General features: G+C 44.4%; 19 protein-coding genes. 3 read left to right on the top strand and 16 right to left on the bottom strand.

Going from position 1 to position 24,457, the window contains the following annotated elements; genetic code table 11:
- Positions 1–162 precede the first annotated feature (162 nt).
- Together CD05_RS20665 and CD05_RS20920 are read left to right on the top strand one after the other, a co-directional pair.
- Positions 163–369 carry a hypothetical protein gene (locus CD05_RS20665; protein WP_156947449.1) on the top strand — a complete coding sequence of 69 codons (207 nt, stop codon included), beginning with the start codon at positions 163–165 and terminating at the stop codon, positions 367–369.
- 218 nt (positions 370–587) lie between these two features.
- Positions 588–4,625: a hypothetical protein gene (locus CD05_RS20920; protein WP_028510520.1), complete on the top strand. Its 4,038-nt coding sequence runs from the start codon at positions 588–590 to the stop codon at positions 4,623–4,625.
- A gap of 70 nt (positions 4,626–4,695) precedes the next feature.
- Here the strand turns inward: CD05_RS20920 and CD05_RS0110895 are convergent, their stop codons facing one another.
- The 7 genes from CD05_RS0110895 to CD05_RS0110855 all read right to left on the bottom strand — a co-directional run bounded on the left by CD05_RS0110895 (position 4,696) and on the right by CD05_RS0110855 (position 8,051).
- Positions 4,696–4,971, bottom strand: a complete 276-nt coding sequence (locus tag CD05_RS0110895) for a hypothetical protein (protein ID WP_028510519.1) — start codon at positions 4,969–4,971, stop codon at positions 4,696–4,698.
- 39 nt (positions 4,972–5,010) lie between these two features.
- Positions 5,011–5,433, bottom strand: coding sequence for a hypothetical protein (locus CD05_RS0110890; protein WP_028510518.1), 423 nt, complete (start codon positions 5,431–5,433; stop codon positions 5,011–5,013).
- A 27-nt stretch (positions 5,434–5,460) separates the two neighbouring features.
- Complete coding sequence (locus CD05_RS0110885) at positions 5,461–5,886, bottom strand: Nif11-like leader peptide family natural product precursor (RefSeq protein WP_028510517.1); 426 nt, start codon at positions 5,884–5,886, stop codon at positions 5,461–5,463.
- A 28-nt stretch (positions 5,887–5,914) separates the two neighbouring features.
- Complete coding sequence (locus CD05_RS0110880; RefSeq protein WP_028510516.1) at positions 5,915–6,334, bottom strand: Nif11-like leader peptide family natural product precursor; 420 nt, start codon at positions 6,332–6,334, stop codon at positions 5,915–5,917.
- A gap of 215 nt (positions 6,335–6,549) precedes the next feature.
- Positions 6,550–6,726, bottom strand: coding sequence for a hypothetical protein (locus CD05_RS20655; RefSeq protein ID WP_156947447.1), 177 nt, complete (start codon positions 6,724–6,726; stop codon positions 6,550–6,552).
- Between the two features lie 708 nt (positions 6,727–7,434).
- A complete protein-coding gene (locus tag CD05_RS0110860) occupies positions 7,435–7,800 on the bottom strand; it encodes a hypothetical protein (protein ID WP_028510515.1) in 366 nt (121 codons plus the stop codon).
- Positions 7,797–8,051, bottom strand: coding sequence for a C1 family peptidase (locus CD05_RS0110855; protein ID WP_028510514.1), 255 nt, complete (start codon positions 8,049–8,051; stop codon positions 7,797–7,799). Before CD05_RS0110855 ends, CD05_RS0110860 begins: the two co-directional genes overlap by 4 nt.
- A 129-nt stretch (positions 8,052–8,180) precedes the next feature.
- On the opposite strand from CD05_RS0110855, the gene CD05_RS0110850 reads away from it, so the two are divergent.
- A complete protein-coding gene (locus CD05_RS0110850) occupies positions 8,181–10,076 on the top strand; it encodes a hypothetical protein (RefSeq protein ID WP_028510513.1) in 1,896 nt (631 codons plus the stop codon).
- Between the two features lie 202 nt (positions 10,077–10,278).
- Here CD05_RS0110850 and CD05_RS0110845 read toward each other — a convergent pair whose 3' ends face one another.
- The 9 genes from CD05_RS0110845 to CD05_RS19825 form a co-directional block, all read right to left on the bottom strand.
- The gene (locus tag CD05_RS0110845) at positions 10,279–11,505 is read right to left on the bottom strand and encodes an IS256 family transposase (RefSeq protein WP_028510512.1); all 1,227 of its coding nucleotides are present in this window, start codon (positions 11,503–11,505) and stop codon (positions 10,279–10,281) included.
- Positions 11,506–11,583: 78 nt separating this feature from the next.
- Positions 11,584–12,498: a hypothetical protein gene (locus CD05_RS19830; protein ID WP_028510511.1), complete on the bottom strand. Its 915-nt coding sequence runs from the start codon at positions 12,496–12,498 to the stop codon at positions 11,584–11,586.
- A gap of 502 nt (positions 12,499–13,000) precedes the next feature.
- Complete coding sequence (locus CD05_RS20650) at positions 13,001–13,174, bottom strand: hypothetical protein (protein ID WP_156947445.1); 174 nt, start codon at positions 13,172–13,174, stop codon at positions 13,001–13,003.
- Between the two features lie 990 nt (positions 13,175–14,164).
- Positions 14,165–14,578, bottom strand: coding sequence for a hypothetical protein (locus CD05_RS0110815; protein ID WP_028510507.1), 414 nt, complete (start codon positions 14,576–14,578; stop codon positions 14,165–14,167).
- The gene (locus CD05_RS0110810) at positions 14,547–16,298 is read right to left on the bottom strand and encodes a hypothetical protein (protein ID WP_028510506.1); all 1,752 of its coding nucleotides are present in this window, start codon (positions 16,296–16,298) and stop codon (positions 14,547–14,549) included. Before CD05_RS0110810 ends, CD05_RS0110815 begins: the two co-directional genes overlap by 32 nt.
- Before the next feature lie 8 nt (positions 16,299–16,306).
- A complete protein-coding gene (locus tag CD05_RS0110805; RefSeq protein ID WP_028510505.1) occupies positions 16,307–17,833 on the bottom strand; it encodes a hypothetical protein in 1,527 nt (508 codons plus the stop codon).
- Positions 17,830–18,213, bottom strand: coding sequence for a hypothetical protein (locus CD05_RS0110800; RefSeq protein WP_028510504.1), 384 nt, complete (start codon positions 18,211–18,213; stop codon positions 17,830–17,832). The genes CD05_RS0110805 and CD05_RS0110800 overlap by 4 nt, the downstream gene beginning before the upstream one ends.
- 1 nt (position 18,214) lies before the next feature.
- Positions 18,215–19,561 (bottom strand): MATE family efflux transporter, encoded by a 1,347-nt coding sequence (locus CD05_RS0110795; RefSeq protein ID WP_028510503.1) that lies wholly within the window; start codon positions 19,559–19,561, stop codon positions 18,215–18,217.
- 524 nt (positions 19,562–20,085) lie between these two features.
- On the bottom strand, positions 20,086–24,309 hold the full coding sequence (locus CD05_RS19825) for a hypothetical protein (RefSeq protein WP_028510502.1): 4,224 nt from the start codon (positions 24,307–24,309) through the stop codon (positions 20,086–20,088).
- Between the last annotated feature and the right edge of the window lie 148 nt (positions 24,310–24,457).

The following is a 24,457-nucleotide window of genomic DNA, read 5'->3' as shown; positions in this document are numbered from 1 at the left end:
CTTCGGGGTCAAGGCTCTCACAGCATTTGCAACTACCGCAAAAGTCTAAATTGTATAACCTCTATGTATACAATTATAGCAGGCGTGTTACAATTTGTCAAGGGGTTTTTGAGGATTTTTTGAAATAGCATAATATATGCAAAAAGCGATGTCCTCCAAATATTGGAGAGCATCGCTCCTTATATCGCAATATCGACCATACATACTGTTGATTTATGTTTTAGTGGGAGTGCCGCAATAGGCACGCCTGTTCGTCTGCTCACATCATGCGGCACAACGCTTGGAAATGATCCTTCTCTTGATATTGAGTTTATGGTGACAACAACTAACAGCGCACCGGAATTCACAGACGGCATGACAACTGAATAGCAAAAACCACCGCTGTTTCCTGCGAGACGGCGGTTTTTTTATGCCGGAAAGCCGCACCTCGCAGAAAACTTATTAAAAGTATTTTTTTGTTCATAAAGTATTGCGTTTTATATCAGAATATGTTACAATGATGATATAGTATAATAAATAGACATATTATTTCAATGTCTGTTGATCCCAGCGCTGAGCCGCCGTACATAACAAGGAGGAATGAAAAAATGAAAACACGAAGTCGCAAGACAAGGCTATTGTCGTTTGTGCTGTCGCTGTTAATGGTGCTGACGCTGATGCCCGATATCAGTGTTCGGGTGTATGCGGCGGGCAATACGTATAATGTAGGTGATGAGGTAACGGATTACCTGACATTTACGGCAGTAGACGGTGCCGCTACGGTCAAGATAAAGGTTGCCAGTGGCTCATTGCAATATGATTCAGGGTCCGGTTTCACTGACTATACTTCAGACACAGCAATCAACCTCAGCAACGGCAGTTCCGTCAAATTCAAAGGGACAGATGTGACATTCGATAATAATCATCATGTGTCTATTCCAGAGGGAAAAGTAGCTTGCAGCGGCGATGTATGCTCGCTGAGATTAGATGATGCAGGCAAGTTCAGCGGCTTGGAGAATTCCTGCTTTGCATATATGTTTAACAATTGCGACGGTCTGACAACAGCACCGGAACTTCCTGCAACAACGCTGGCGGATTATTGCTACATATTTATGTTTTCCTACTGCGACGGTCTGACAACAGCACCGGCACTCCCTGCAACTGAATTGGCAGACGGATGTTACAATAGCATGTTTTACAACTGCACCGGTCTGACAACAGCACCGGAACTGCCCGCAACAAAGCTGGCGAGTGGGTGCTACTTATATATGTTTTCCCGCTGCACCGGTCTGACAACAGCGCCGGAACTGCCCGCAACAACGCTGGCGAATTCTTGCTACTACTCGATGTTTAACGGCTGCACCGGTCTGACAGAAGCACCGGAACTGCCCGCAACAACGCTGGCGAGTGAGTGCTACGAAAATATGTTTTTCGGCTGCACCGGTCTGACAACAGCACCGGCACTGCCCGCAACAACGCTGGCGAATTATTGCTACCGCAATATGTTTTCAGGCTGCACAGGTATCAGACTGTCTGAGACCAAAAATGACGAATACAAGTATACATACACAATAGGTCAAACGTCAGCATTCGATGCTCTAACCAATATGTTTGAAAACACCGGCGGTACTTTTAAAGGCACGCCCGATGTCGGCAAGACGTATTATATGGACAGCAGTATCCACAAATTTAATGCAGCTTCTACAGCATACGATCAGAATAAGCTGCAGTATGACTTCCCGGGTACTACAGGTAAAAACATCAAGAAGATCGAAGTGCTTATGGATATAGAGTCTTTTGCACAAGACGGCTGGGGTCAGGTCGTTTATCAGAATGGTGAAGGCGATGACCACAAAAAATACACTCCTTTTAATATTAATAAACCCGGCATTAAAAAATACACAGCCGAAGGCCAGTTAGACGGTATCACCTTTGCAGGCGTTAAGCTTATAGGCAAGGGCACACTGCTTGCGTATACTATCACATTCGCTGATAACACCACAGTGTCTGCCGGCAGCTGGAGCTATCCCACATACACCGCCCCGGCAGCCGTAACAGGCCTTAGCTACACAGGCACAGCACAGGAGCTTGTGACAGCAGGCACAGTCACCGGCGGCACGATAAAGTATCTAAAAGTGATCTCACTTGGAAATTATACAGTGCTTTCGATTGAGAATATGAATGTGAATGATATTTATCAGCCTGCCGATAATAAAGGCATCATATTTCCAAAAGACTATAAACTGACTATTGCAGAAACAACCTATCTGCCGTTAACAGACAATGCATGGAATCTTGATAACCAAATCAAACTTTTTTTAAAATATGGGAAATGCTGGATAAGTAGTAGAAGTGAAGATAATTTTGCCCAAAGTGTATATTTATCGGAGAATATAGATGCTCTCCGTATTACAGCCATTGACACGGTAAATAAAACTATTACAGCTGAAGCTGTGAATACTTCACAATTATGGTCTGATGCCTTGAATACTTCACAATTATGGTCTGAAACCGTACCCACCGGTACAGACGTCGGCACATATACCGTATACTACAGGATAGACGCAAACGCAGGCTATCAGGGCGTAGCTGCAACAAAGATAGCAGATGTGAAAATCGGCAAGGCTGATTCTCTCGTAGCCGCCCCGACAGCCAAGACAGGCCTTAAGTACACAGGCTCTGCACAGGCGCTTGTTAATGCAGGCACAGCCACCGGCGGCACGATGTATTACAGTCTGACGTTCGATCCGACAGTACATAAAGCGGACGGCGAGACTTTAACTGTAAATATTGCTGACCTCAAAGCAGGCGATGTGCTTCAGGTGACTCGTAACAATGCCAGCAGGATCGAATTCACCGGCGGTACAGTAAAATACAGAGATTCTCAGGGTGAGGTTGAGCCATACGAGTTTGATTATATGGTCTATGCTTATTTGGAGAGTATACAGCCATACCATCATATTGAGCTGAGAGAGATCGGCGGCGGAGGAATGTCGTTCAACAATGAGACCTATAACGCCATGATAGTAGCGTCCAACGACGGCAGCACGGTCATGCTCGAAGCGTACAATTATATTGACGGCGAAAAGACCACAGTATGGTATGACTCTGTTCCCACCGGTACAGACGCCGGCACATATTCCGTATGCTACAAGGTAGTCGGCGATGATAACCACAACGACATCGCTCCGACACTGATCGGGAATGTCGAGATAGGCAAAGCCTCAGCTGTGAAGACTGCCCCGACAGCCAAGGACCCTGTCAGGGAAAACAGCCCGGTGCAGCTTATAAATGCTGGCGAGGCACAGACAGGCTGCACTATCGAATATCAGCTCGGCACGAGTGCAACAGCTGTCCCCACAGGCGAGTGGACAACCGACGCAGCAACGATCACTGCCAACAGCTCAGGCACATATTATGTGTGGTACAAGGCGACCGGCGACGGAAAGAATTATACTGATTCAGCGCCTAAGTGCGTGACAGTGAAAGTTACCCAGGCTCAGCTCTGGACAATCGAAATGCCCGACTATGTCTACGACTGCACAGCTCACGAGCCGACTATCAAGGGCATGACTTTCGGAAAGCTGACATATACATATTTCACATCGGCTGGAATATGCATTGGCACTACCGCACCTACCGAGCCGGGCGACTACAGAGTATCCGTTGCGGCAAGCGGCGACGAGACACACCCGTCGAAGCTCGAATCTGTAGAGTATACTATAAAGAGCGCTAAGTTCGCAGCCGGAAACACCGTCAGCTTCAAGGAGAAAGTCGAGTTCAACTTCCTCGTAGAAGCGACAGACGCAGAGACAGTTGAAGGCGCTTATGTAGTCTTCACATACGACCACTACGGTGAAAAGATGACAGTTAAAAAGCCTATCAACAAGGACGACAAGAACGGTAAGTATTACCGTGTAAGACTTCCTTTGACAGCCTCTGAAATGGCTATCGACATCAAGGCCGAGCTTTATCTCCCGACACTTGACAAGCCCGTAGACACCAAGACAAGAAGCATAAAAGACTATGCCGAGGCAGCAATAAAATCCAACCTCGACGGAGCAGAAGTTCTTAAGGCAATGCTAAATTACGGTGGCTATACTCAGACTGCACTTAACAACAATACGACCCTGCTCGCAAACAGTGGGGAAGGCATTGCAGTTGATGTATCGGCCGTAGCACCCAAGAGTGCTACACCGTTCCTAAGACCTGTATCTGCTCAGGGCGCAAAGGTGACTTACAAGGGCTCGACAGCTATGACAGTAAGCGATGTTTATGTCCGCCACTATTTCACAGTAGATTCAAGCATGACTGCCAAGGAGCTTAGTGCTGTGAAAATACAGGTCGGCGATAAAGTCTTAGCACTCAAAGACCTCCCCAAGAACAACACCGGCTATTACTATGATGTTGCTCCGCAGCTTGCTTACGAACTCGACAAGGAGAACGACAAGATAGTTGTTTACGGCTTCGCAGGCGCAGAGACTGCTGACAGCGAAAATGCAATCAGCATCGAAAACTACAACGTCATCGACTACTGCGAAGCTGTTGCAGGCAGCAGCAAGCAGACCGATGCAAGCAAAAACATGGCAAAGGCTCTCTACTCCTACTACAAGGCCGCAAAGGCTTATGTTGACAGCAGAGCATAATAACTGAATAACAAAAACACACCGCTGTTTCTTAGTGAAACGGCGGTGTTTGTTGTTCATGTATCTTATACTAAAACGCTGTTTTGATAGCCATTTCGCATTTCCGGCAAAACAGTCTGGTGCCGTGGCCGTTTACAGGTTCTGAACTAATATCCGTGCTGCCGCAGTAGGGACAGCTAAGCTGCTCATCGCCGCAGCCGCCTGCGACGCCTTCAAGTGCGTCCATAGGTATCTCCATATCTTCATCGGCCGCAAGCTGTAAAAGCTCATCTTTGGTCTTGCACTGTCTTGCCTTTTCCTGTAATTTTGGGAGATAAGTCCTTGATGTATTCTTCAAATTTTTCATTCATAGCTATTATCTCCTGCCGTTTCATCGCATAGCTTTTTAACCAAGCGAAGAGACTCCGCCGAAATGCGGAATATACTCTTTATTTGCAGCCTTGACTGAGTTGTATTCAGCCTCTGACAACTCGGCTTGTGCGCCTTGTCCGAAGGTGAAAGATTCGCAACAAAAAAATTTTGCATTTCCGCATTCACTGCACGCGCGCATTGTCACCATAGCACATTCAATTCCTTTGATGATGGGGAAGGGGGACGCAAATATATATCTTTCAATGACGCGGTCTGCGTTGCATTCATGTCCGCCGCAGCCGCCTGCCACGCCTTCAAGTGCTTCCATAGGTATCTCCATATCTTCATCGGCAGCAAGCTCTAAAAGCTCATTTTTTGTTTTGCAGGCTCTTGCCTTTTCCTGTAATTCGGGTGATAAGTCCTTGATGTACTCCTCTAAATTGAATTCGTTTGTCATAGTGTTTTCCTCCTTTATGATTATGATTTACCAAGTCTTCTGTGCTTTAAGTGCATTATATTCGGATTGGCTTATCTCGATATATTGTATAAGTATAGTACCATATCCACTACGCAATGATACGGCGGGTTCAATAAAGTAATGTGTTTCTCCGCATTTGCTGCATACTCTAGTTATCAGACTATTAACGACCTTGCCGTTATACATAATATTCTTATCGTTTGACCCCACATATGGCAGCATACCAATTCTTTCGGTCTGCTGAAAACTATGTTCACAGCCTTTTGAAGTGCAGCCGCCTGCGACGCCTTCAAGCGCTTCCATAGGTATCTCAACATTTTCCTCTGCCGCAAGCTGAATAAGCTCGTCCTTCGTCTTGCACTGTCTTGCCTTTTCCTGTAATTCGGGCGATAAGTCCTTGATGTACTCCTCTAAATTGAATTCGTTTGTCATAGTGTTTTCCTCCTTATATGATTATGATTTACCAAGTCTTCTGTGCTTTAAGTGCATTATATTCGGATTGGCTTATCTCAATAGGTTCTATAAGAACAAATCCCGTCGTCGCCGATACGGAGGGTACAATTAAGTAACGAGTTTCTCCGCATTTGCTGCATACTTTAGTCATCAGACTATCAACGACCTTGCCGTTATACATAATATGCTTATCGTTTGACCCCAGATATGGCAGCATACCAATTCTTTCGGTCTCCTGAAAACTATGTTCACAGCCTTTTGAAGTGCAGCCGCCTGCGACGCCTTCAAGCGCTTCCATAGGTATCTCAACATCTTCTTCTGCCGCAAGCTGTATAAGCTCGTCCTTCGTCTTGCACTGTCTTGCCTTTTCCTGTAATTCGGGCGATAAGTCCTTGATGTACTCCTCTAAATTGAATTCGTTTGTCATAGTGTTTTCCTCCTCTTATTAAAAAGTATTAAGTGAAATCAGCGTTTAATATCAGCTTTGCAGTAAGGGCATTTACCGAGTTCATACATAAAGTTGAAATCATTACCGCATTTATCACAGTGCAATCCTACGACTAAACCGCCGCCACCTGAACAATTCGGGCATTCTCCCAAATCTTTAGGATACTCTTGTCCGCATTTGGGGCAAGATACTATTTACTTTTGTAAATATAAACCGCCTGCAACGCCTTCAAGTGTGTCCATAGGTATCTCCAAGTCTTTGTCTGCTGCAAGCTGCATAAGCTCATTTTTGGTCTTGCACTGTCTTGCCTTTTCCTGTAATTCGGGGGATAAGTTCTTGATGTAGTCCTCTAAATTGAATTCGTTTGTCATAGTGTTTTCCTCCTTTAAAAATATTTTTCTGCCGCCTACATCCGGGAATAGCTGCAGGCGTTTGCTTTTTGCAGTAATTCGGGCGGTAAGTCCTTTACAGCTTCATCAGTATTGATTTTCTTAGCCATAGTAAAAGCCCTCCTTATAATTAATACCTTTCAAAGTTCCTTTCGGGTGCATGATCTTTTGATTCTTTTTTCGACTGTATCATAAAACATCGACCGCAGCAGAAGTGCAGCAGATCGGGGCTTTTTGCAGCGGCCTTTATTTAAATACATTATACCATATTTCCGAAAACAAATAAACAGATATTCAAAAAATAATACGAAATTTACTAACAAAATTCAGCCCTCGTTTTTGTATACAATAACAAAAATACAGTACCGGCTTTTATAAATCACGGAAAATTTATAGATTTGTTGCGCAGTGTATGGTATAATGGCCTTAACACCAAAACGGAGGACGAATATGCAGTTCTCCCTTATGCCTAAATTCAACACCGGATTTCTATTCATAATGCGAACAGTTTACGGCGGTGCTTGACCGTATCGAGAATGACAAGGCTGAGATCGACAAGATCTTTGCCTTAAAGCAGCTTGTCAAGCTCCTCAGCGGTGTTGTATTCGTGCTCCTCAATAAGCTCGGGCGAGTATGGGTGCTCATCATCATACTCTTTCTCTGACGGGTCTTCAGTCACATAGTATATCCTCAGTATCCCGTTTTTGTAAAAGTCGAAAGAAAAGGTGCGGCTTTTTCCTCGCATGGTCCCTGTTGTGTTGAGAAAGCAGTCGTTGCAAGTGAAAAGGTGCCGCCGGCAAAAATATCAGTATTGATCACTTTGTTGTCGGGGTCATTTTTTGCACGCTCGTTCTCAGTAACGTAGCGGCAGCCGCCCTCACCTGCCTGCATAGGGCAGTAATAGTTATCCTCAGGAAGCGGCGTAGAACTGAACCACACAAGATGCCTCTCTGAAAGGTCGATATTGTCTTCCGGGTCTTGTAAATTATTAAGGCAACACCGCACAAAGACCGCCTGACGGCTTTGTACGCATCTTACTTGCAGCTTTTCCGTCATATCGCCCAAATCCACCTTGAAATACGGTAGTATTCCTGCGGCGGATCTGGGTGATCTGACGAAAAATCTGACTGCGTGATCTGCGCACAATCTTCGTGCGGTATTGCCTTAAGGTCATAGCCTGCCTCGTAAAGTATACTTGTTTCTGCGGCTGCTATTGTTGAAAAAGCCCAGCAGCTGTAGTAGCCCTGATCCTTTACAGGGGTGACGTAGTTTTTGCCGTCAACATCACGCAGATCATTTTTTGACATAACGGGCGCTTTGGTCTTTGTTTGTTATACACAATGGGGCAGAGGCGTTTTTGGCGGTTATCAGCCTTGCGGTGCTTTTGTAAATATGTTATAATAGAGATACAAAAAATTTGGCAAAGGAGTGTTGGTATGTTTAAGAAAGTATTAGCGTCGGTTCTCGCAGGAGCGATTGTTTTTGGTGGTGCGGCGGTGCTGCCGGATAATATGGAGAATGACTTTTCGTTTGTGAAAGCATTTGCTCAGAATTCAGAACAAGACCCATATGCGATAGTTCATAGTGGAAATTATGATTATAGGCTTTGGGATAATGATGAATACATATTACTCAAGTATACAGGCAAGGAAACTAATGTTATTGTTCCAAGTGTAATTGATGGTAAGACGGTGATATATGTTGATGTAAATGCATTTGATGGTTGCGACTGGCTCAAAAGCATTACTATTCCTAAAGGTGTTCAACTGCGTGGATCAACTTACATTAGTAAGACGGAGTTTGAAAGCCCTGTAAAAGGGCTTACAATTAATTGTTATGGTGCGTCAAATAATGGTGTTATTCTTTCTAATCCAATTAATGACAATGGCGATTATACTGTTATATATTCAGATTTAAAAAGATATAATGGTTTTGAGTATTATATAGAGAATAATAATGCTGTAATAGTATCATATACAGGAAATCAAAGTGAAATAGTTATTCCTGAAACAATTGAGGGTAATAAAGTAATTGCTCTTTCAAATAATACATTTGTGAACACTGAAAATATTAAAAGTATAAAGATTCCCAAAGGAATTACCTTTTCACAGTATTATGGATTATACAATTACTTTATGGGATATTTAGGAACGCGAGAAGGCCCTGGTATTGACAGAAACATGGTAATAAACACAAAAAGCAATAGTATTCTATTTATTCTCTCAAAAGATTATGCCGACATGTATAAAGTTTCTTCAATTGAGAATAGTTCTACGCATTCTAAGATTTCATATAACATATTCTTTTATGATTTAACAGATATTCAAAACGCATACTATAAATCTTTCGGTAATTATAATACATCTTCTGAAAGAGGTGTAGATGGTATTAATTATAACGGCAAAGCACAAACTTATCCTGTTAGAGATTTTTATAATGGAACTGTAAAACTTGTTGAAGGAACAGACTATACTGTAACATACAAGGATAATGTTAATGCCGGAACAGCAACGCAGACAATTACAGGCAAGGGCAATTATACCGGAACAATTACTAATAAATTCAATATTGGTCAGGAATCAATTGAAAAATGCAGTTTTGATATACCTGTTACTGGCTTTAGCTATACAGGAAAAGAGATAAAGCCTGCGGTGACAATAAAGTTTAATGGTGCAACACTAAAACAGGGAACGGATTACACAATAAGCTATACCAATAATATCAATGTCGGTATTGCAACAATGGATATAAAAGGTAAGGGCAATTTCTATGGTACGCATACTGTTTCTTATCTTATTGTAAAAGATGAAGTTCCTGCTGAAAAACAATCCATTAAATCCGCAAAGATCTCCGGTCTTTCCAACAAGACCTACACCGGCAAGGCTATCAAGCAGACACCTGTAGTAAAGCTCTCAGGCAAGACCTTAAAGAGCGGCACAGACTACACAGTATCCTACAAGAACAACAAGGCCGTAGGTACTGCGACTGTCACCATAACCGGCAAGGGCGCATACACAGGCACAGCCAGCAAGACATTCAAGATACTCCCAAAGAAGACTACGCTAAAAACTGCAAAATCACCCAAGACAAAGCAGCTGAAAGTCACATACAGCAAGGTGTCGGGCGTTACAGGATATCAGGTGACCTACTCGACAAGCTCGAAGTTTACCAAGGCAACGACAAAATCTGTCAATGTCAAGGGCACTTCCAAGACTATATCTAAGCTCACCAAGGGCAAGACATATTATGTTAAGGTGCGCACTTACAAGACGGTAGGGAAGACCAAGTTCTATAGCGGATATTCTGCGGTTAAGAAGGTCAAGGTAAAATAGTAAAAATGCAATGCCACGGCACAGAAAAAGTGTCGTGGCATTATTGCTTATTATAAACTTATCAGCCCGGGCTCTGCGAAAAAAACTCTGTAAATTCAAAAACTGTGATAAAAACGTTAAGTTGTGAGCGGCTTGAAAATAGCCGCTCCGATTTTTTTACAGTATACAATAGATACTGTAATTTGTCAAGGTTCTTTGGATATCAGCCGATCCTGTCGGGGTACATGATCTCAAGCTCGCCCAGAACTTTGCCCCAGTTTCGCAGCGGCATGGTCCATTTCTTAGCTATCTCATGCGTTGCAAGATACAGAGCCTTCAGGAGCGCTGTATCGCTTGGAAATACGCTTCTCTGCTTGTTAAGACGGCGATAGCCGCTGTTAAGGCTCTCTATAGCGTTGGTGGTATAAATCACCTTTCTGACATCAGCTGAGAACTTGAAGATCGGCGATATTACGTCCCAGTTCTTGTACCAGCTCTTCATAGCGTTGGGATAATCGTCTTCCCATTTTTCAGTAACACGGTCGAGAGCTTCCAGAGCAGCGTCCTCGGAAGGCGCATGATATATCGTTTTCAGGTCGTTTGCGAACTCCTTCTTGTTCTTCTCTCCGACATATTTCAACGTATTTCTTACCTGATGAACGATGCAGCGCTGTAGCTCAGTTTGCGGAAAAGCTGCTGATACAGCTTCTTTCATGCCTGTAAGACCGTCTGCGCAGATGACGAGAATATCCTTAACTCCGCGATTTTTCAGCTCGTTCAGAACGCCGAGCCAGTACTTGGCGCTCTCGTTTTCACCGATATGTATTGAAAGAACTTCCTTGTGACCTGTCATGCTGACAGCAAGGATCACATATGCGGCAAGCTTCCTGATCTGTCCGTTATCACGCACTGAGAAGTGTACAGCATCGATGAATACTATCGGATATACTTCGTCCAATGGACGTTTCTGCCAGTCCTCTATCTGCGGCAGAAGGCGGTCTGTGATATCTGATACCATACCGTCGCTGACTTCAAATCCGTAGATATCTTCGATAGTTTCGCTTATTTGGCGTGTGGTCATTCCTTTGGCATACAGAGCAATTATCTTCTGCTCAATACCTGAGATGTCCTTCTGTCGCTTCTTTACGACCTTTGGCTCAAAACTGCCGTCACGATCCTGCGGCACTTCTATTTCCGTTTCGCCGAAGCTCCCGCGTATCTTCTTGGTTTTCTTTCCGTTGCGAGAGTCAGGATTGTCGGAACGTTCATATTCCTGATATCCAAGATGCTCGTCCATTTCGGATTCAAGCATTTCCTGGATCGTTCCTCCGAGAAGGTCTTTCAGGGCATCCTCAATATCCTTAGCCGACTTGATGTCGTATTCCTCAAGCAGCATTCCTATTATGTTCTTCTTGCCCTCGCTCATCGGTTCTCTTTTTCTTCTTGCCATAAAAAATCAGCCTCCTGTGATATTAATTCTATTTTATCACAGTTTGCTGACTTTTTACAGACTTTTTTTCAGAGGCTCTCAGCCCGTTATTTTTATCACCTGTGCAGATCTGTTTTTAACATCATCAGGCATCTCTCCGACAGTCCAGCCTTCGCCGGTGCTTTCGACGTAGAAATACTTTTTGCCGTCAACCTCAAAATATGAGCCGGTTATCGAGTCTTCGCCCATTATGCCGATAGCTACATGGTCATCATAATCGAGAAGACAAGTTCCGAAATTCAGTTCTCTGAGTATGCCGATGAGCAATAGACTTGTGTCTTCGCAGTCACCTCCGAGATCATACAGCGTTTCAAGAGGATATTTTGGAAATTCCTGTTTGCCTGTAGAGTCTATGTCATACACATATTTTATAGCCTGCACAAAGCTGATAGCTTCCAATGCCGTCTGGCTCCCATCATATCCGGCACCGTCAGCAAGATCTTTAAGGCTGTCGGCAATTGATTTGAGTATCTCCCGGTTGTTGCTGTCATCTATGTATTTCTGATAGTCTTTTTCGTCGTAATACCTTGCAAGTGAGTGATAATACTCATACATATATCTATCCAGGTGCATTGTAATTGAAAATATGTGCATCTGGTCGTGTGAGGTCCATTCGACTTTTACGTCTTTGTATTCAGGTGTATGGTTCTGCTTAAAATCGGGAATGCGGTCGTCCTTGAAAACCTGCACTTCTTCCTGCTTGGGTATCTTGACAGCTTTTTTCTTTGTCGTCGTTTTCTTTTTGCTTTTGTGGGTAGTGACTTGCGGTGCGGTCGTCTGAACAGGACGTGCCGTCTGAGCCGGTTGAACATTCTTTGTCTGTTTGTTATCAGAAAAGAATTCTGTTTCCGGCAGATAATCAAGAAAGCTCTCGCCGGAATGTGAGCTCTGAATGCGCAGCACCAAGAGCAATAACGCAAGTAAAGCAAGCAGCAGAACAGCTCTGTTTGTCATTTATCATCGCCTCTGATTACGGTTTTATTCTTCGCAGTATTCTGCGGTCGTCTTTGAAAAAAGATATTCTGACTATGATAAGCAATAGTATTTCTCTCATAATATATTATATCGCTGCGTTGATATAATATCAATAAGAATATACGATTTTCGGTAAAATGCATAATTATTTTTGGCCCAATAAGCATCAGTGACTTAAGTGATACTGGTTGTCCTTGAATTCTGGGTATTGAAGTATTGTATCTTACATATATATCATTATATGATCGTATATTCAGAATAAAAGGTTTCAGGACAGTTTTATATTCGGGACCTGTGGTATAATTCTGTATTTATATAGGCTATATAAACATACGATGATAAGGTCAACCATATATTATTCCATATTTTTTGTGAAATGTCAACACCTCGTTATATATCAATTAAAATGAATTCAATTATATAGAATAGGCTTGTATAGAAAAAAGCCAGCCGGCATCTTTCGGTATCGGCTGACTTATAGCTATTGCTGCTTAAGTTTATGTATGACTTGATCAAGCAACTTTTCTTTCTCACTTTTGCTGGTGTTTAGCTTATTAATATTCCTTACTATCATATCCGCCTGGCACTGAGCTACCTGACGGTTTAATTCTTCTATACCCTCGTTCGTCTCGGGAAGATGTATAATTATATTCATTGGTTTTTGCCTCCTTTACTCTTTACTAAAGATATATGCTTCTGATATTATAATTATAATGTATATGATGAGTCTATATAAATCACTGCTTGGGGGTTTTGTGGTTTTTTCAGAAAGGTATTGACATTTTTGTATAAATGTGATATAACAACTATAGTAGTTTTAGAGCAAAAAGTAGTATGAGAGTGTAGCTTACGCTAACTCTCATTTTTTTGCCGTTTTTTATTTGTGAAAAATTAGCAACTTGAAAATTGAAGATTATTTAGGTAAGCAAAAAAGGAGCGCACATCCGCACTGCGGGCGAATGCGCATGGATAAGCAGCCAATAAGCTGCATATATGCATTCAGCCCTGCGCTCCTTTTTTGTTTTTGGCTTTTATGGCTGTATGTATATAAAGGCAACACCGCACAAAGACCGCCTGAAGGCTTTGTACGCAACTTACTTGCATCTTTTCCGTCATATTACACATTTTTTCCTTGAAATACGGTAGTATTCCTTCGGAAAATCTGTGCAATCTGACGAAAAAGCTGACTGCGCAATTTGCGCACAATCTTCGTGCGGTGTTGCCTAAATCCATGCCATTCTCCTTTACACGAGACCACAGGAGAATTGTATGGATTATGTTCATTTTAAAACAGTCAGAGGCAAGAAGGCTATTACTTATCATTATAAGTCGGAGAAAGTCTATTTAAGGCAACACCGCACAATCTTCGTGTGGTGTTGCCTTAGCCAAAGTGACAACAAAAATAATAAATCCAAAAGCATACAACATAGCAGTTCTTTACAATGCGCCGTTGACGATGAATAGTAGTGTCAATGCAGAATACAGGCGCAATTCTCCGGAATATGCAGATCAATGATCCCGTAAATAAAAGAGGCCGCTGCTGCGGCCTCAAATTTTATGATATTATGTTTTCGTTTGTAAGACGGTATGTGCAAGGGTTTAAAATGCAAAAGTCAAGAGGGTCAAGTGCGCCGGCAGGCTATGGTCAGGTATATCTCGGAAGGCTGATCCTGTAATTGTTCAGTATCAGCGTATCGTTGTCGGAATAAACAAAACGGTTGATGATACGTAGCTTTTTCGGCATATCGTCACGGCTTGTATATTCCTGCTTCAACAGGACCTCTTGCGTATACAAAAGCTCCTGATCCATATCTGTCTCGTCGCTTTCTCTCAGCAGTATCTCTATCGTGTCGTTTCTTGATTCTCTGTGTACTAATCTCAGCTCACTTGTTTCATCAAAAAAATGACACTCGATGGGTATTTGCTGTTCAAAGACCTTACGGCTGCCTAAACAAAGCTCTCCGTTTTTTATTTCATATGGTTCAAAAACCGTCGTGTCGGCAAAGTCTGCCAAAACAAACCCTTTTTCAGGGATCTTTTCCAAAGGAAGCTTGATCATACCCATTCTCCTCCAATCCTTCAAGATACCATTTTTTTGTCACATCTTCGGACAGCGAAGGGTCAAAGCGGTTTTTTATCATTGATATAAGCTCCGCAGGATACAGCTTGTCCGCAGGAATACCGCTTTTGTATTCCGAACGGTCAATGAACCCCAGCCCCCTTATCCTGTCACGAAGAATACTTTTCAGAACATTCAAGGTAAATTCCGAGCCTTTATTAAGGTCTGTGATAGTAGTTTTGTATTCCATTCTGCGACGGTAGGGGGGCAGTTCTTCTCCTATCCTGTAGTACATATCAACTGCGGGGAAAGCCGCCAGTTCTCCATAGCCTTCGTTTGTTCTTTCACCGACAAAGCAGTGATGTATGGGCGCAATGTTGACAGGCTCCCCGTCGGTCGTTCTCAGACGTAATACAGAACCTTTTGCAAAGCAGCGCTTGACTGCTCTGCCGGCACTGCGGTCATTGCAGATATTCGTATACTTTCCGACGATACTGAGCTTTCCGCTGACACCGAGAATACGCTCGATCTCCCGCAGAAGCTCCTCCTCACGGCAGGCAGCCATTCCGTTATCATCAATGATAAGCGTATCTGATAAGCAGCAGATGTCAAAGCAAACTGCCGGCTCCTCTGTTCTGGTTTCTTCTTCCTTTACCTCAGTCACTTTTACATATGCTTCACCATATCCGCCTGCAGAAAGCATCTCGAGATTGATGACAGGGTTATCGTTCAGATGAGATGCAATTGTGCGTATCTCACTGTCTGAGCCGTAGATAATGCCGCAAAACATCTGACCCGGTGACAGCGCATCGAGCGTTTCACCGTTTGCGGCAGCTATTTTTTCTGTTTCGGGACGGACATATCGAATAAGGTGCTCCGTTACATTCTCTGAATATACATCGGAAAGATCGGTATGATGCTCCGTTTCATCGTTTCTCTTGTCCGAAGACAGGCGGTAGCGAAGTTGCTCACGTTCAAGCTTTATTGCAGAAACACACGCAGGAAGGGGCAGCAGTCTTTTCCCTTCGGTGCCTATGTAGGCATTGGCACACCGCAGCTCATCCCAATTGACAGCTCCCGTATGTCCGATCAGCTGTTTAAGTCCTTCCTTTATCACACCCCCGGGAATATACAAATATGTAGAAGCCCCTTCGGAAAAAGGTGAATAAACACAGGTGGGTGTAGACAGCATCAGCGTAAATCCAAGACTCCGGTAATTGCAAAATGGCAACAGATCAAGACTGCTGTCATTTACCATTGGGACCTGTGAGATAGTCAGAGAGACTTCTCCAGTTATACCTTCATCGACAATGCCAAGCTGAGTTATGCTTTCTATACGCTCTTTGATCTTAGGCATTTTTTCTTCATCAAAGCTGATATACGCATAGTATTCCTGTCCTGCCTTAAGGCTTCTTATGCTGTAGCCCTTTTTTTCTATATAATGCTCGTTGACAAACATACGCCTGATATATTGCGAGCAATCGGGACATACATACCGCAGCTTTTTTACTGCATCAACAATACTTGTATATCCTGACGGATAAGCGGCGCCTATCACAGCGTCAGCAATATCTATACCCTTGTCCTTGAAGAGTTCGCTGAGGGAGAAGAAGGGAAGATCAAGATCATCAAAGGGAACATCGCAGCGAAAGCCCACAGACATTTTTATACAGCTTTCAAATGCGACCTCACCTATCGTTTTCATAAGAACAATATACATAGTTTAGTCTACCTCAAAAAATCACTTATCTCGACAGCGTCAAACCAGGCGGCGTGCAGCTTGGATTCGCTGTCTTTATACAGAGGAGCGCCCAGAGCGGCAACAAGGTCAATACCATTCTTTTCCATGCTCATGACCCAATGACCAAATTCCATTCGCCCTATAACATATGACTGCCTGAGAATGCTTCTTTGTGCTTTTGTCAGCTCCAGCTGTGATAATCCCAGCACTTTGTGCTTTAGCATTTCATAAGACGAGTCCTGATTTGTATCCATGCAATACGGTCTGAGAAAAAGTCTTATATTGTCATCAGTTACATAATACCTTTGCCTGAGCATTCCCAGTTCCTGCGAGTTCGGATCGTCGCATACCTGAAAATCTATCCAGTTAACGGCAAGTCCGTTTTTCAGATTATGCTCTTTTTTGGCTTCTGTCTTGGCGCTTTTACAGCAGCTTTCCGCAAGTGTGAAGGCAGAAGTAAAGCTGCTGTCGGGTGTGACAAAGGCAATGCCGGTACATACATATAACGGCACTTTTACAGTCTCTGACTCCCATATATATGCACCCTCAAGATTTTTGTAGAATGATTCGATAAAAGGAAAAGCCATAGATGCGTTGCAGATGCAGTTTACATCATCTCCCGCCTGATGGATAACAAGAAACTCACGGTCAAATTCGGTGTCTGAGCCGCAGCTTTCGACGCAGTATGATCTCAGCTCAGCCAGCGTCTTTTCCATGACCTTATCATACAGCGTCATGATATTCCGGCTTATTCTTCTGCGGATACGAATGCTCTCCTCATAATCGGCAGCCTTTTCAAGTATCCTGCTTATGGTGATACCAAGATTGTTTCCGTCAGCATGGATGACCGCAAGATAATCCTTGCCGTCCTCACCTTTGGTCGTGTGAGTGTCCTCTACGCCGAGATCGTGTCTGCGGTCTCTCAGCTTTCTGCGTTTGAGCTTTGATGTCATAGCAATATGATCGCCGTATTGCTCGTCCCGCTCGATCACGGGATCTCCCGTGATATGCTCCTTCATAACGACAGAAAGAGCGCCTAATGGCTCGCAATTATCGGCAGAAGCCTTAACAGTATCCAGCTTTTTATAGAGTGAAAAAACATCTTCGCTCATATTATCTGTTTTTTCTACTGCCGAAGCTGCGATATTAAGTGTGCAGCCGTTATCGAGATAATACCTTGATATCTTCCGTATGATCTTTTGTGCAAGCGAGCCTGTTCTTACAATACACATAGCATTTCCCGCAGCGCAGATGATAAGCTGGAACTTTATGTTTTCCGACTTGAAATAGGGGATACAGGCAGCGTCGGGGTCGGTCGAAAGATCATATTCAGATCCCGAAAGCGGCGTGTCGATGTTTTTCAGTGCATATTCTATCGCTTCTATCAGAATATCGTTGACAAGGTCGCTTGCTCCCAGAATATCATAATATGAATTAGAACGGAAGATATATCGCTGTATTTGTCTGGTATCAAAAATACATAGTACCTCTTTGTTCATCAGATCCCCGTTCATTCCGTTTTCCCCCTGTAATACTCATATTCCCTGAAACGCTCAAATACAAATACGGCTTTCTTTTCGTTTGAACCGTCGGGCAGCTTTACCTCAGTCGTCTGCCGTGTGGAGCAGGTACATATCACCTTTATCCCTTCCTGCAATAGCTTATCCACCAGCATAAACGCAAGGGTGAATTCACCTGCCACCATAACAGCGTCAGGCTTCATCTCGATGATCTTTTCGGAGTATTCCTCCGTCAGACGGCGCAGATCAGCTCCGTCATACCGGGGCAGAACAGCAGGAAACGGCAGGTCGGTCACTTCGCCGTATTCCTTGGCGGCGTTTTTCTGTTTGTCGCTCCATATGGAATAGGGGTGATTTGTACAGTTTATCAGCATATCAATTCTCCTTTTCGGTCGTATACCGTTTCAGGTGCTTGCGGCACATTACAGCACTAACTATGTACCATACCATCTGAGTTATTATTGATGAAAGCCATATTCCCCATATCTCCATATTCATCAGGGCGGTAAACAGAAAGCTCAGACCCGGATTGATGAAAAGCACACAGGCTGTGGCAATACGCCTCGGATCCTTGACCTCTCCCATTCCTCTCATTGTACCTATATTTATAATACGAAGTATCTGCAAAATAGTAAGCCCCGCAGCAATACAGCTCATCTTAAAGCCCTCGGAAACAGAGTCCTTGTCGTTAAAATACAAGCCGAAAAAGAAATTCGAGCCGCCTGTATAAACTGCACAGAGAAAAACAGAGCATAATATCCCGATCATTATGCTGACCCGATAGTATTGCCGCAGATCGTCATATTGTTTTGCTCCAAAGCTGCGCCCTGTGAGGGAAATGACAGCGTTCTGTATGCCGTCGCCGAATGCAAAGGAATAAGCTAAAAGTATCATGGCTACCGTATAGACTGCCGTTTTATCAGACGAGAGCCCTGATGTAATGATACTCGAAAGAAGAAAGCCTATTCTTGTAAAAATGTTTTCAAACACAATGTTGCCTGCTTTGGAACGAATGTTATTTGTGACGTCCTTGCCCGATCTTGTTTTCAGATCAAAGATAGAACGAAGACTTAAATAATCAGAGTTTTTGCGTATGGCAAAAAAGCTGATCATCGTTGCGGCAACAGTACCCAATACCGTAGCGATAGCATCACCTGCGATCTCCAGACGGGGAAATCCCAAATGTCCTTCTATCAGGAGATAGTTAAAAATAATATCCACAATGCCCAGACCGATGTTGGAGTAAAGGGTGACTTTCATTTTGCCAAGACCACGAAGTGCGGCATTCATTACGGTGGAAAGGGATTGAAATACCATAAACCCCATCACGATCCTGAAAAAAGATACCGACATATCAATGGTATCAGGCTGCCTGTTGCAAAGCATCATCACGGGACGTGCAAAAACAGCCAGAAGAATGCCCAGAACAATTGCCAGAATTGTTGAGATACGCATAACGGAGATAAAGTACCTGTTTGCTTCTTCCTTGTCCTTTTTTCCGAATGCCTGTGCCGTGAATACTGAGGTGGCCGTACCGAGCGCAAAGAATATCGCAAAGAATATGAGCTTTGGCTGGGTCGTAAATGACACTGCTGAGATCTGCTGTTTGCCCAAAACAGAGATCATCTTTGTATCTATCGTGGTAACGATCACGGTCACCAGACTTTCCAGCACAGCAGGCACAGCGATCTTTATCATATTTTGAGTTTTATCTTTTATCATTTTCCTGTCCTCTTAAATCTATCAACAAATCCTTCGGCAATAGCGCACGAAGAATGTGAGGTGTTGCATTTATGCCAAAAAAAGCTGTATTTCTTATCTCATTATACCAAAAATTCTCTGCTATGTCAATGAAACAGGCCTTTTTTCTTTCCATATGATTCAAGCGACCCGACCTGCAAAGCAGAGCACTGATATTTGAGAGAGGTGCTTTAGTATTTACAGACAATAAAGTCAACAGACAGCCCTCATTTTTTCAAGGTTTCAAGTACACGGCATATGCTTTTCGGTAAAGTGCGCAGATGAAACTATGCAAAACTAACGTTGATGATATAAGCCGTTTACTCATCGCTCATCTCCAGAGCCTCACACCCGAAGAGGGATCTGCTGAAGTTTTTAATGAGTTTTACAATTGGATCGTTCTACAAAATAAGACGCCCGCACTACCTTTTTGGTGTGTCAAGCGTCTTTCTTTGTTTTGTCGGTGCAACAGCACCTTCTTTGTTATCGGTTTGTTTTGCGGCAGCTCATGACCTCTTGTCAACATAAGCCTTTGCGGCCTTGTAATACGCGTAGAGCGCCTTTACCATGTTCTTGTTTGCAGCTGACTGATCTGCATTATTTGCAACAGCCTCGCAGTAGTCGATAACATTGTAGTTTTCGATATTGATCGCATTAGCGCTGTCTGCTGTTTCTGCACCTGCAAATCCGTATACGGTTATCCTGTCAGTTTCTCTGTCAAGATCATATGCGAGTTCAGGAGCCACATCGTAGTAATATCCGGCGCTGTTCTTGAGGAGCTCCTTGAATGATACCTCCTTATCGCCGACATTGATCTTAACTGCATTGAGTTCTGCGGCAGTAATGCTCTTGTCAACACCAAAGTAGTGACGTACAAACACATCGCTCTTTGTCATGACCGTAGAGCCCTTGTATGTTACCTTTGCGCCATTGGCAGCAACAGGCCTTAAGAATGTTGTTTCGCTCTTAGGAACAATAGTGGAAACATCAACTGCTATGCCTTCACCACTGTTTGCGAGAAGGCTTGTATTGTTACCGAGTGCAGTCTGAGTATAGCCGCCGTAGTTAAGCATTGCCTTTAAAACATCTGCGCCGTCAAGGTCTGCCATTATTGCAGCTTCGGCGTAGTCCTTTATGCTTCTTGTCTTGGTGTCTATGGGCTTGTCAAGGCTTGCAAGATAGAGCTCTGCCTTGATATCTACTGCCATTTCAGAGGCTGTGAGAGGTAATCTTACACGGTAATACTTGCCGTTTCTGTCGCTCTTATCAATGGCTTTCTTCACGGTCATCTTCTCGCCGTAGTGGTCATATGTAAAGACAACATATGCGCCCTCAACAGCAGCTGGATCAGTTGCCTCTACGAGGAAGTTAAACTCGACTTTATCCTTGAAGCTGACTGTGTTTCCTGCGTTGAACCTTGCACCCCTGATAGTGTACTCTACCGACTCGTATCTGGAGAAGTGCGTCTCATCGCCGCTTGCTGCAAGTCCCACTCTGTAGTCTCCCGGTTCTGTGGGAGCGGTAGTGCCGATGCAGATGCCTGCCGAGGTAAAGTATGTATATGTCAGCTTGCCGTAGGTAGTGCCTTCGATAGCAGGCTCGTGAGCTGTGCCGTCGTAGTTGTAGTCGGGCATTGAAATCGTCCAGGTCTGTTCAGATTTCTGGGTCACGGTCACTGCGCCGAGCTTTGTGGGGGCTACAGCGTTCCAGTTGGTGCTGGCAGATGAGTTCTTATACCATAAATAATATGTTCCGGCTTCGTTTGCCTTGATGTTATCGTATGTTGTCCATACATCTGCAGATTCAAGAGGGGCTGTGTCGGTCGTCGTTACTGCGTAGAGCGCAGTATCTGCTTCGCCGAACTTAGGTGTGCCGGGTGTCTTGATAAGGCTCACAGGTGTTCCGAGATACATCAGGTCGCTTACGAGGACAGGGGCTGTCTTCCAGCCGTTATCGGCTACACCTATAGTCACATCAGCTATCTTTGTTGCTGCAACATCGTTATAGTTTGTGCCGCCGTCAACCTTATAGTATACAGGATATGTGCCGACATTTGCTGCTGTGGGGAGAGCGCCTGTCTCGCCCCAGCTGACAGCGGCTGCGGAATCGACTTCTTCGACGGTGATAAGATGTTGTTCATCGTTAATGTCAGTGATCTTCAGGGCATCACAGCCGGCACTTAAATCACGGAATTGGTGATTGCCGTACATGATCCTATACCTTTGGAGATCGATATTGCTATCATAAAACACGTTAACCATTCCTGCGGCAGACGAAACTGTCGTGCCCGAGTATGGAGCGCAAGTAGCTTCTCCGATCTTCACGCTGTAGCCCTGTGGGAAATTAAAGCCGCTGTAGTTGGAAGGCTTGAATATCCTGCCGACTTTCAGGTCATCGCCTGCTAAAACGTAATTGCCGTTTTTCTCTATCGCACCGATACCATAATACACCGTGCCGCCTTTTTTTACAGCCGCATTGACGAGCGCCTGCGCCGTGCCGGTGTACTTAAGGTTTTCCTTGGCTGTCGGGGCGGTCGTCAGCGGGTCTGCCTTGGCGACTGTCACTGTTGCTGCATTGGAAGTCCTTGTCACGGTCTTAGTGGTATTTGTGGCTGTGACAACGCAGTAGTAATACTCCTCCGTGCCTGCGTTTTTGCCTGTGGGTATAGTATAGCTTGCAGATGTGGCACCGCTTATCGCTGTGCCGCCTGTGTTGGAATCAGCCGTGTTTTTGTACCACTGATAGCTGAGAGTATACCCCTCATCTGCCGCCGCATCAACACTGAGCGCTCCGCTTGTATAGCCGTAGGTCAGTTCAAGGTCTGAGATGGCGCCTATTGTCAGCACTGGCGTAAGACCGAATATATACGGGTCGGTCTCTGTGCCCGAGCCGTCTGATACCCAGAAGCCGGTGGGGGCAGGGGTGAGCGGTGCGCTTGGGATAGTTATTGCTGCAAGGATATGTGGTACTGGCAAAGTTTCGTTTGTATCAATTACATATATATCACTGTCAAAATAAAACCAATAATCACTTCTATCAGAGCTGAATTCCACACGATACAGCATACTGGTGTAATTCGCATTGAGCTTATCTGTTTTGTCGGCAGCAGCAATACAAGTGTCCTCCTCAAAGAATATCTGATCTCCGACACCTAAAAACTGCCCGGGAACCAGTTTCTTTGCAGTTCTCATGTAGCGAGTGCGTGCATATCCGTTGTTATTATCGACTTTTTTCCAATCAGCGTTATTTGAGCTGTTCTGTAATACAAGGCTGTCGCCGATAGTGAGTGTTCCGTTGTCTGGAGCACCTTCACCTTTGCCGATGCCGACCGAATGCACGCCACCGGTAGCCGTTACCTGACCGCCGTTGATAGTTACAGCGCCGCCAGCACCATTATAACCGCCGCCGATACCGGCTGCATAGCCACCGCCTACAGCTGTAACATTACCGCCGTTGACAATTACAGTACCGCCTTGCTTTCCGAAACCGCCGCCGATACCGGCTGCATAATCGGAGCCGGTCGCCGTTACCTGACCGCCATTGATAGTTACAGTGCCGCCTGCGCCACCTTCACCGCCGCCGATACCGGCTGCAGAATCGGAGCCGGTCGCCGTTACCTTACCGCCGTTGATAGTTACAGTGCCGCCTGCGCCACTGTAACCGCCGCCGATACCGGCTGCAGAATAATCGGAGCCGGTCGCCGTTACCTTACCGCCATTGATAGTTACAGTGCCGCCTTGCTTTCCGAGACCGCCGCCGATGCCGGCTGAAGCATGTGCGCCGGTTGCAATCAGCGCACCCGTGCCTGCTGCCTGCCCGAAGATATTGAGGGTGTTGATAACGCTGTCGCTCTCCTTAACGACAGTGATACCCTTGCTTGCCGTCAGCTTAGCGCCGTCTGTGAGGATAAGGTCAACCGTGCCGTCTACGGTGATGCGCTCATCTATCTCAACCTCGCCGCTCACAACATATGTGCCGCTTGTCCATGTCACGGCAGACTTGGAATCTGTGACAGGGATATATGTCTCAGCCTTTGCATCGGTATACACGACATTGGTGCCAGCCGTTTTAGCTGACTTGTAGGGGAGGTTCTTCGGCAGGACGTGGAACCAGTCTGAATCTTCATATACGAAATATTTATCTGTGTCGATAAAAGATATAAGATTTTCTTCATTCATATCTTTGTTGAACTTGCCGCCGGTGATACTAACAACACCTGCTCTTTCAATTAAACCATCGAAATAGCCGCCGGTGATATTGAGAACAGCTTTATCATAATTTATAATACGATATACTTTAACAGCTCCACTGACAATATTCAGCGTGCTGGAAATGGAATTGTTGATGTCGGCACATTCGACAGTCGGTCCGTCTATAGTAACAGTTGCCTCATTATTGATATTTATATTGTAGTGAGCATAAAGCTTATGATCGCCTGTGATATATGTATCCTTAGTTATGGTAATATAATCATTAACATTAATGTCTTCCTTGAGCTGGATATATTTGGTATCTCCTTCGCTTACACTTAAATACATTTGAAAATCGTCCAACGACCTAATCTGGTATGGGTTATCCTTTGTGCCCTCGCCTTCAAGCCCGTCGATCGCATGGGCGACAATGCCGCTGCTAACGAGAATATCCCTCCACTGGGCATTTGCCGGTATCGTGCCGGCCGCCATGGCCAGTGCCAGCAGACCTGCCGTCACACGCTTCCAAGATCTTTTCATAATTATTCCCCCTTGATGATTCATCGTTCCCGGGATACTGTCACAGCTCATCTTCATTGCTATCCCGTATCAACATTATATTTTTAATTATATCATACATATCAAAAATATTCAATAGTTTTAACAGGATATCACATACTTTTTTAGC

The organism is Ruminococcus sp. NK3A76 (genome assembly GCF_000686125.1).
In the GTDB taxonomy this organism is placed as follows: Bacteria; Bacillota; Clostridia; order Oscillospirales; family Ruminococcaceae; genus NK3A76.
Note: the sequence above shows the minus strand (reverse complement) of the source record. Positions and strands in the feature narration are given on the sequence as shown.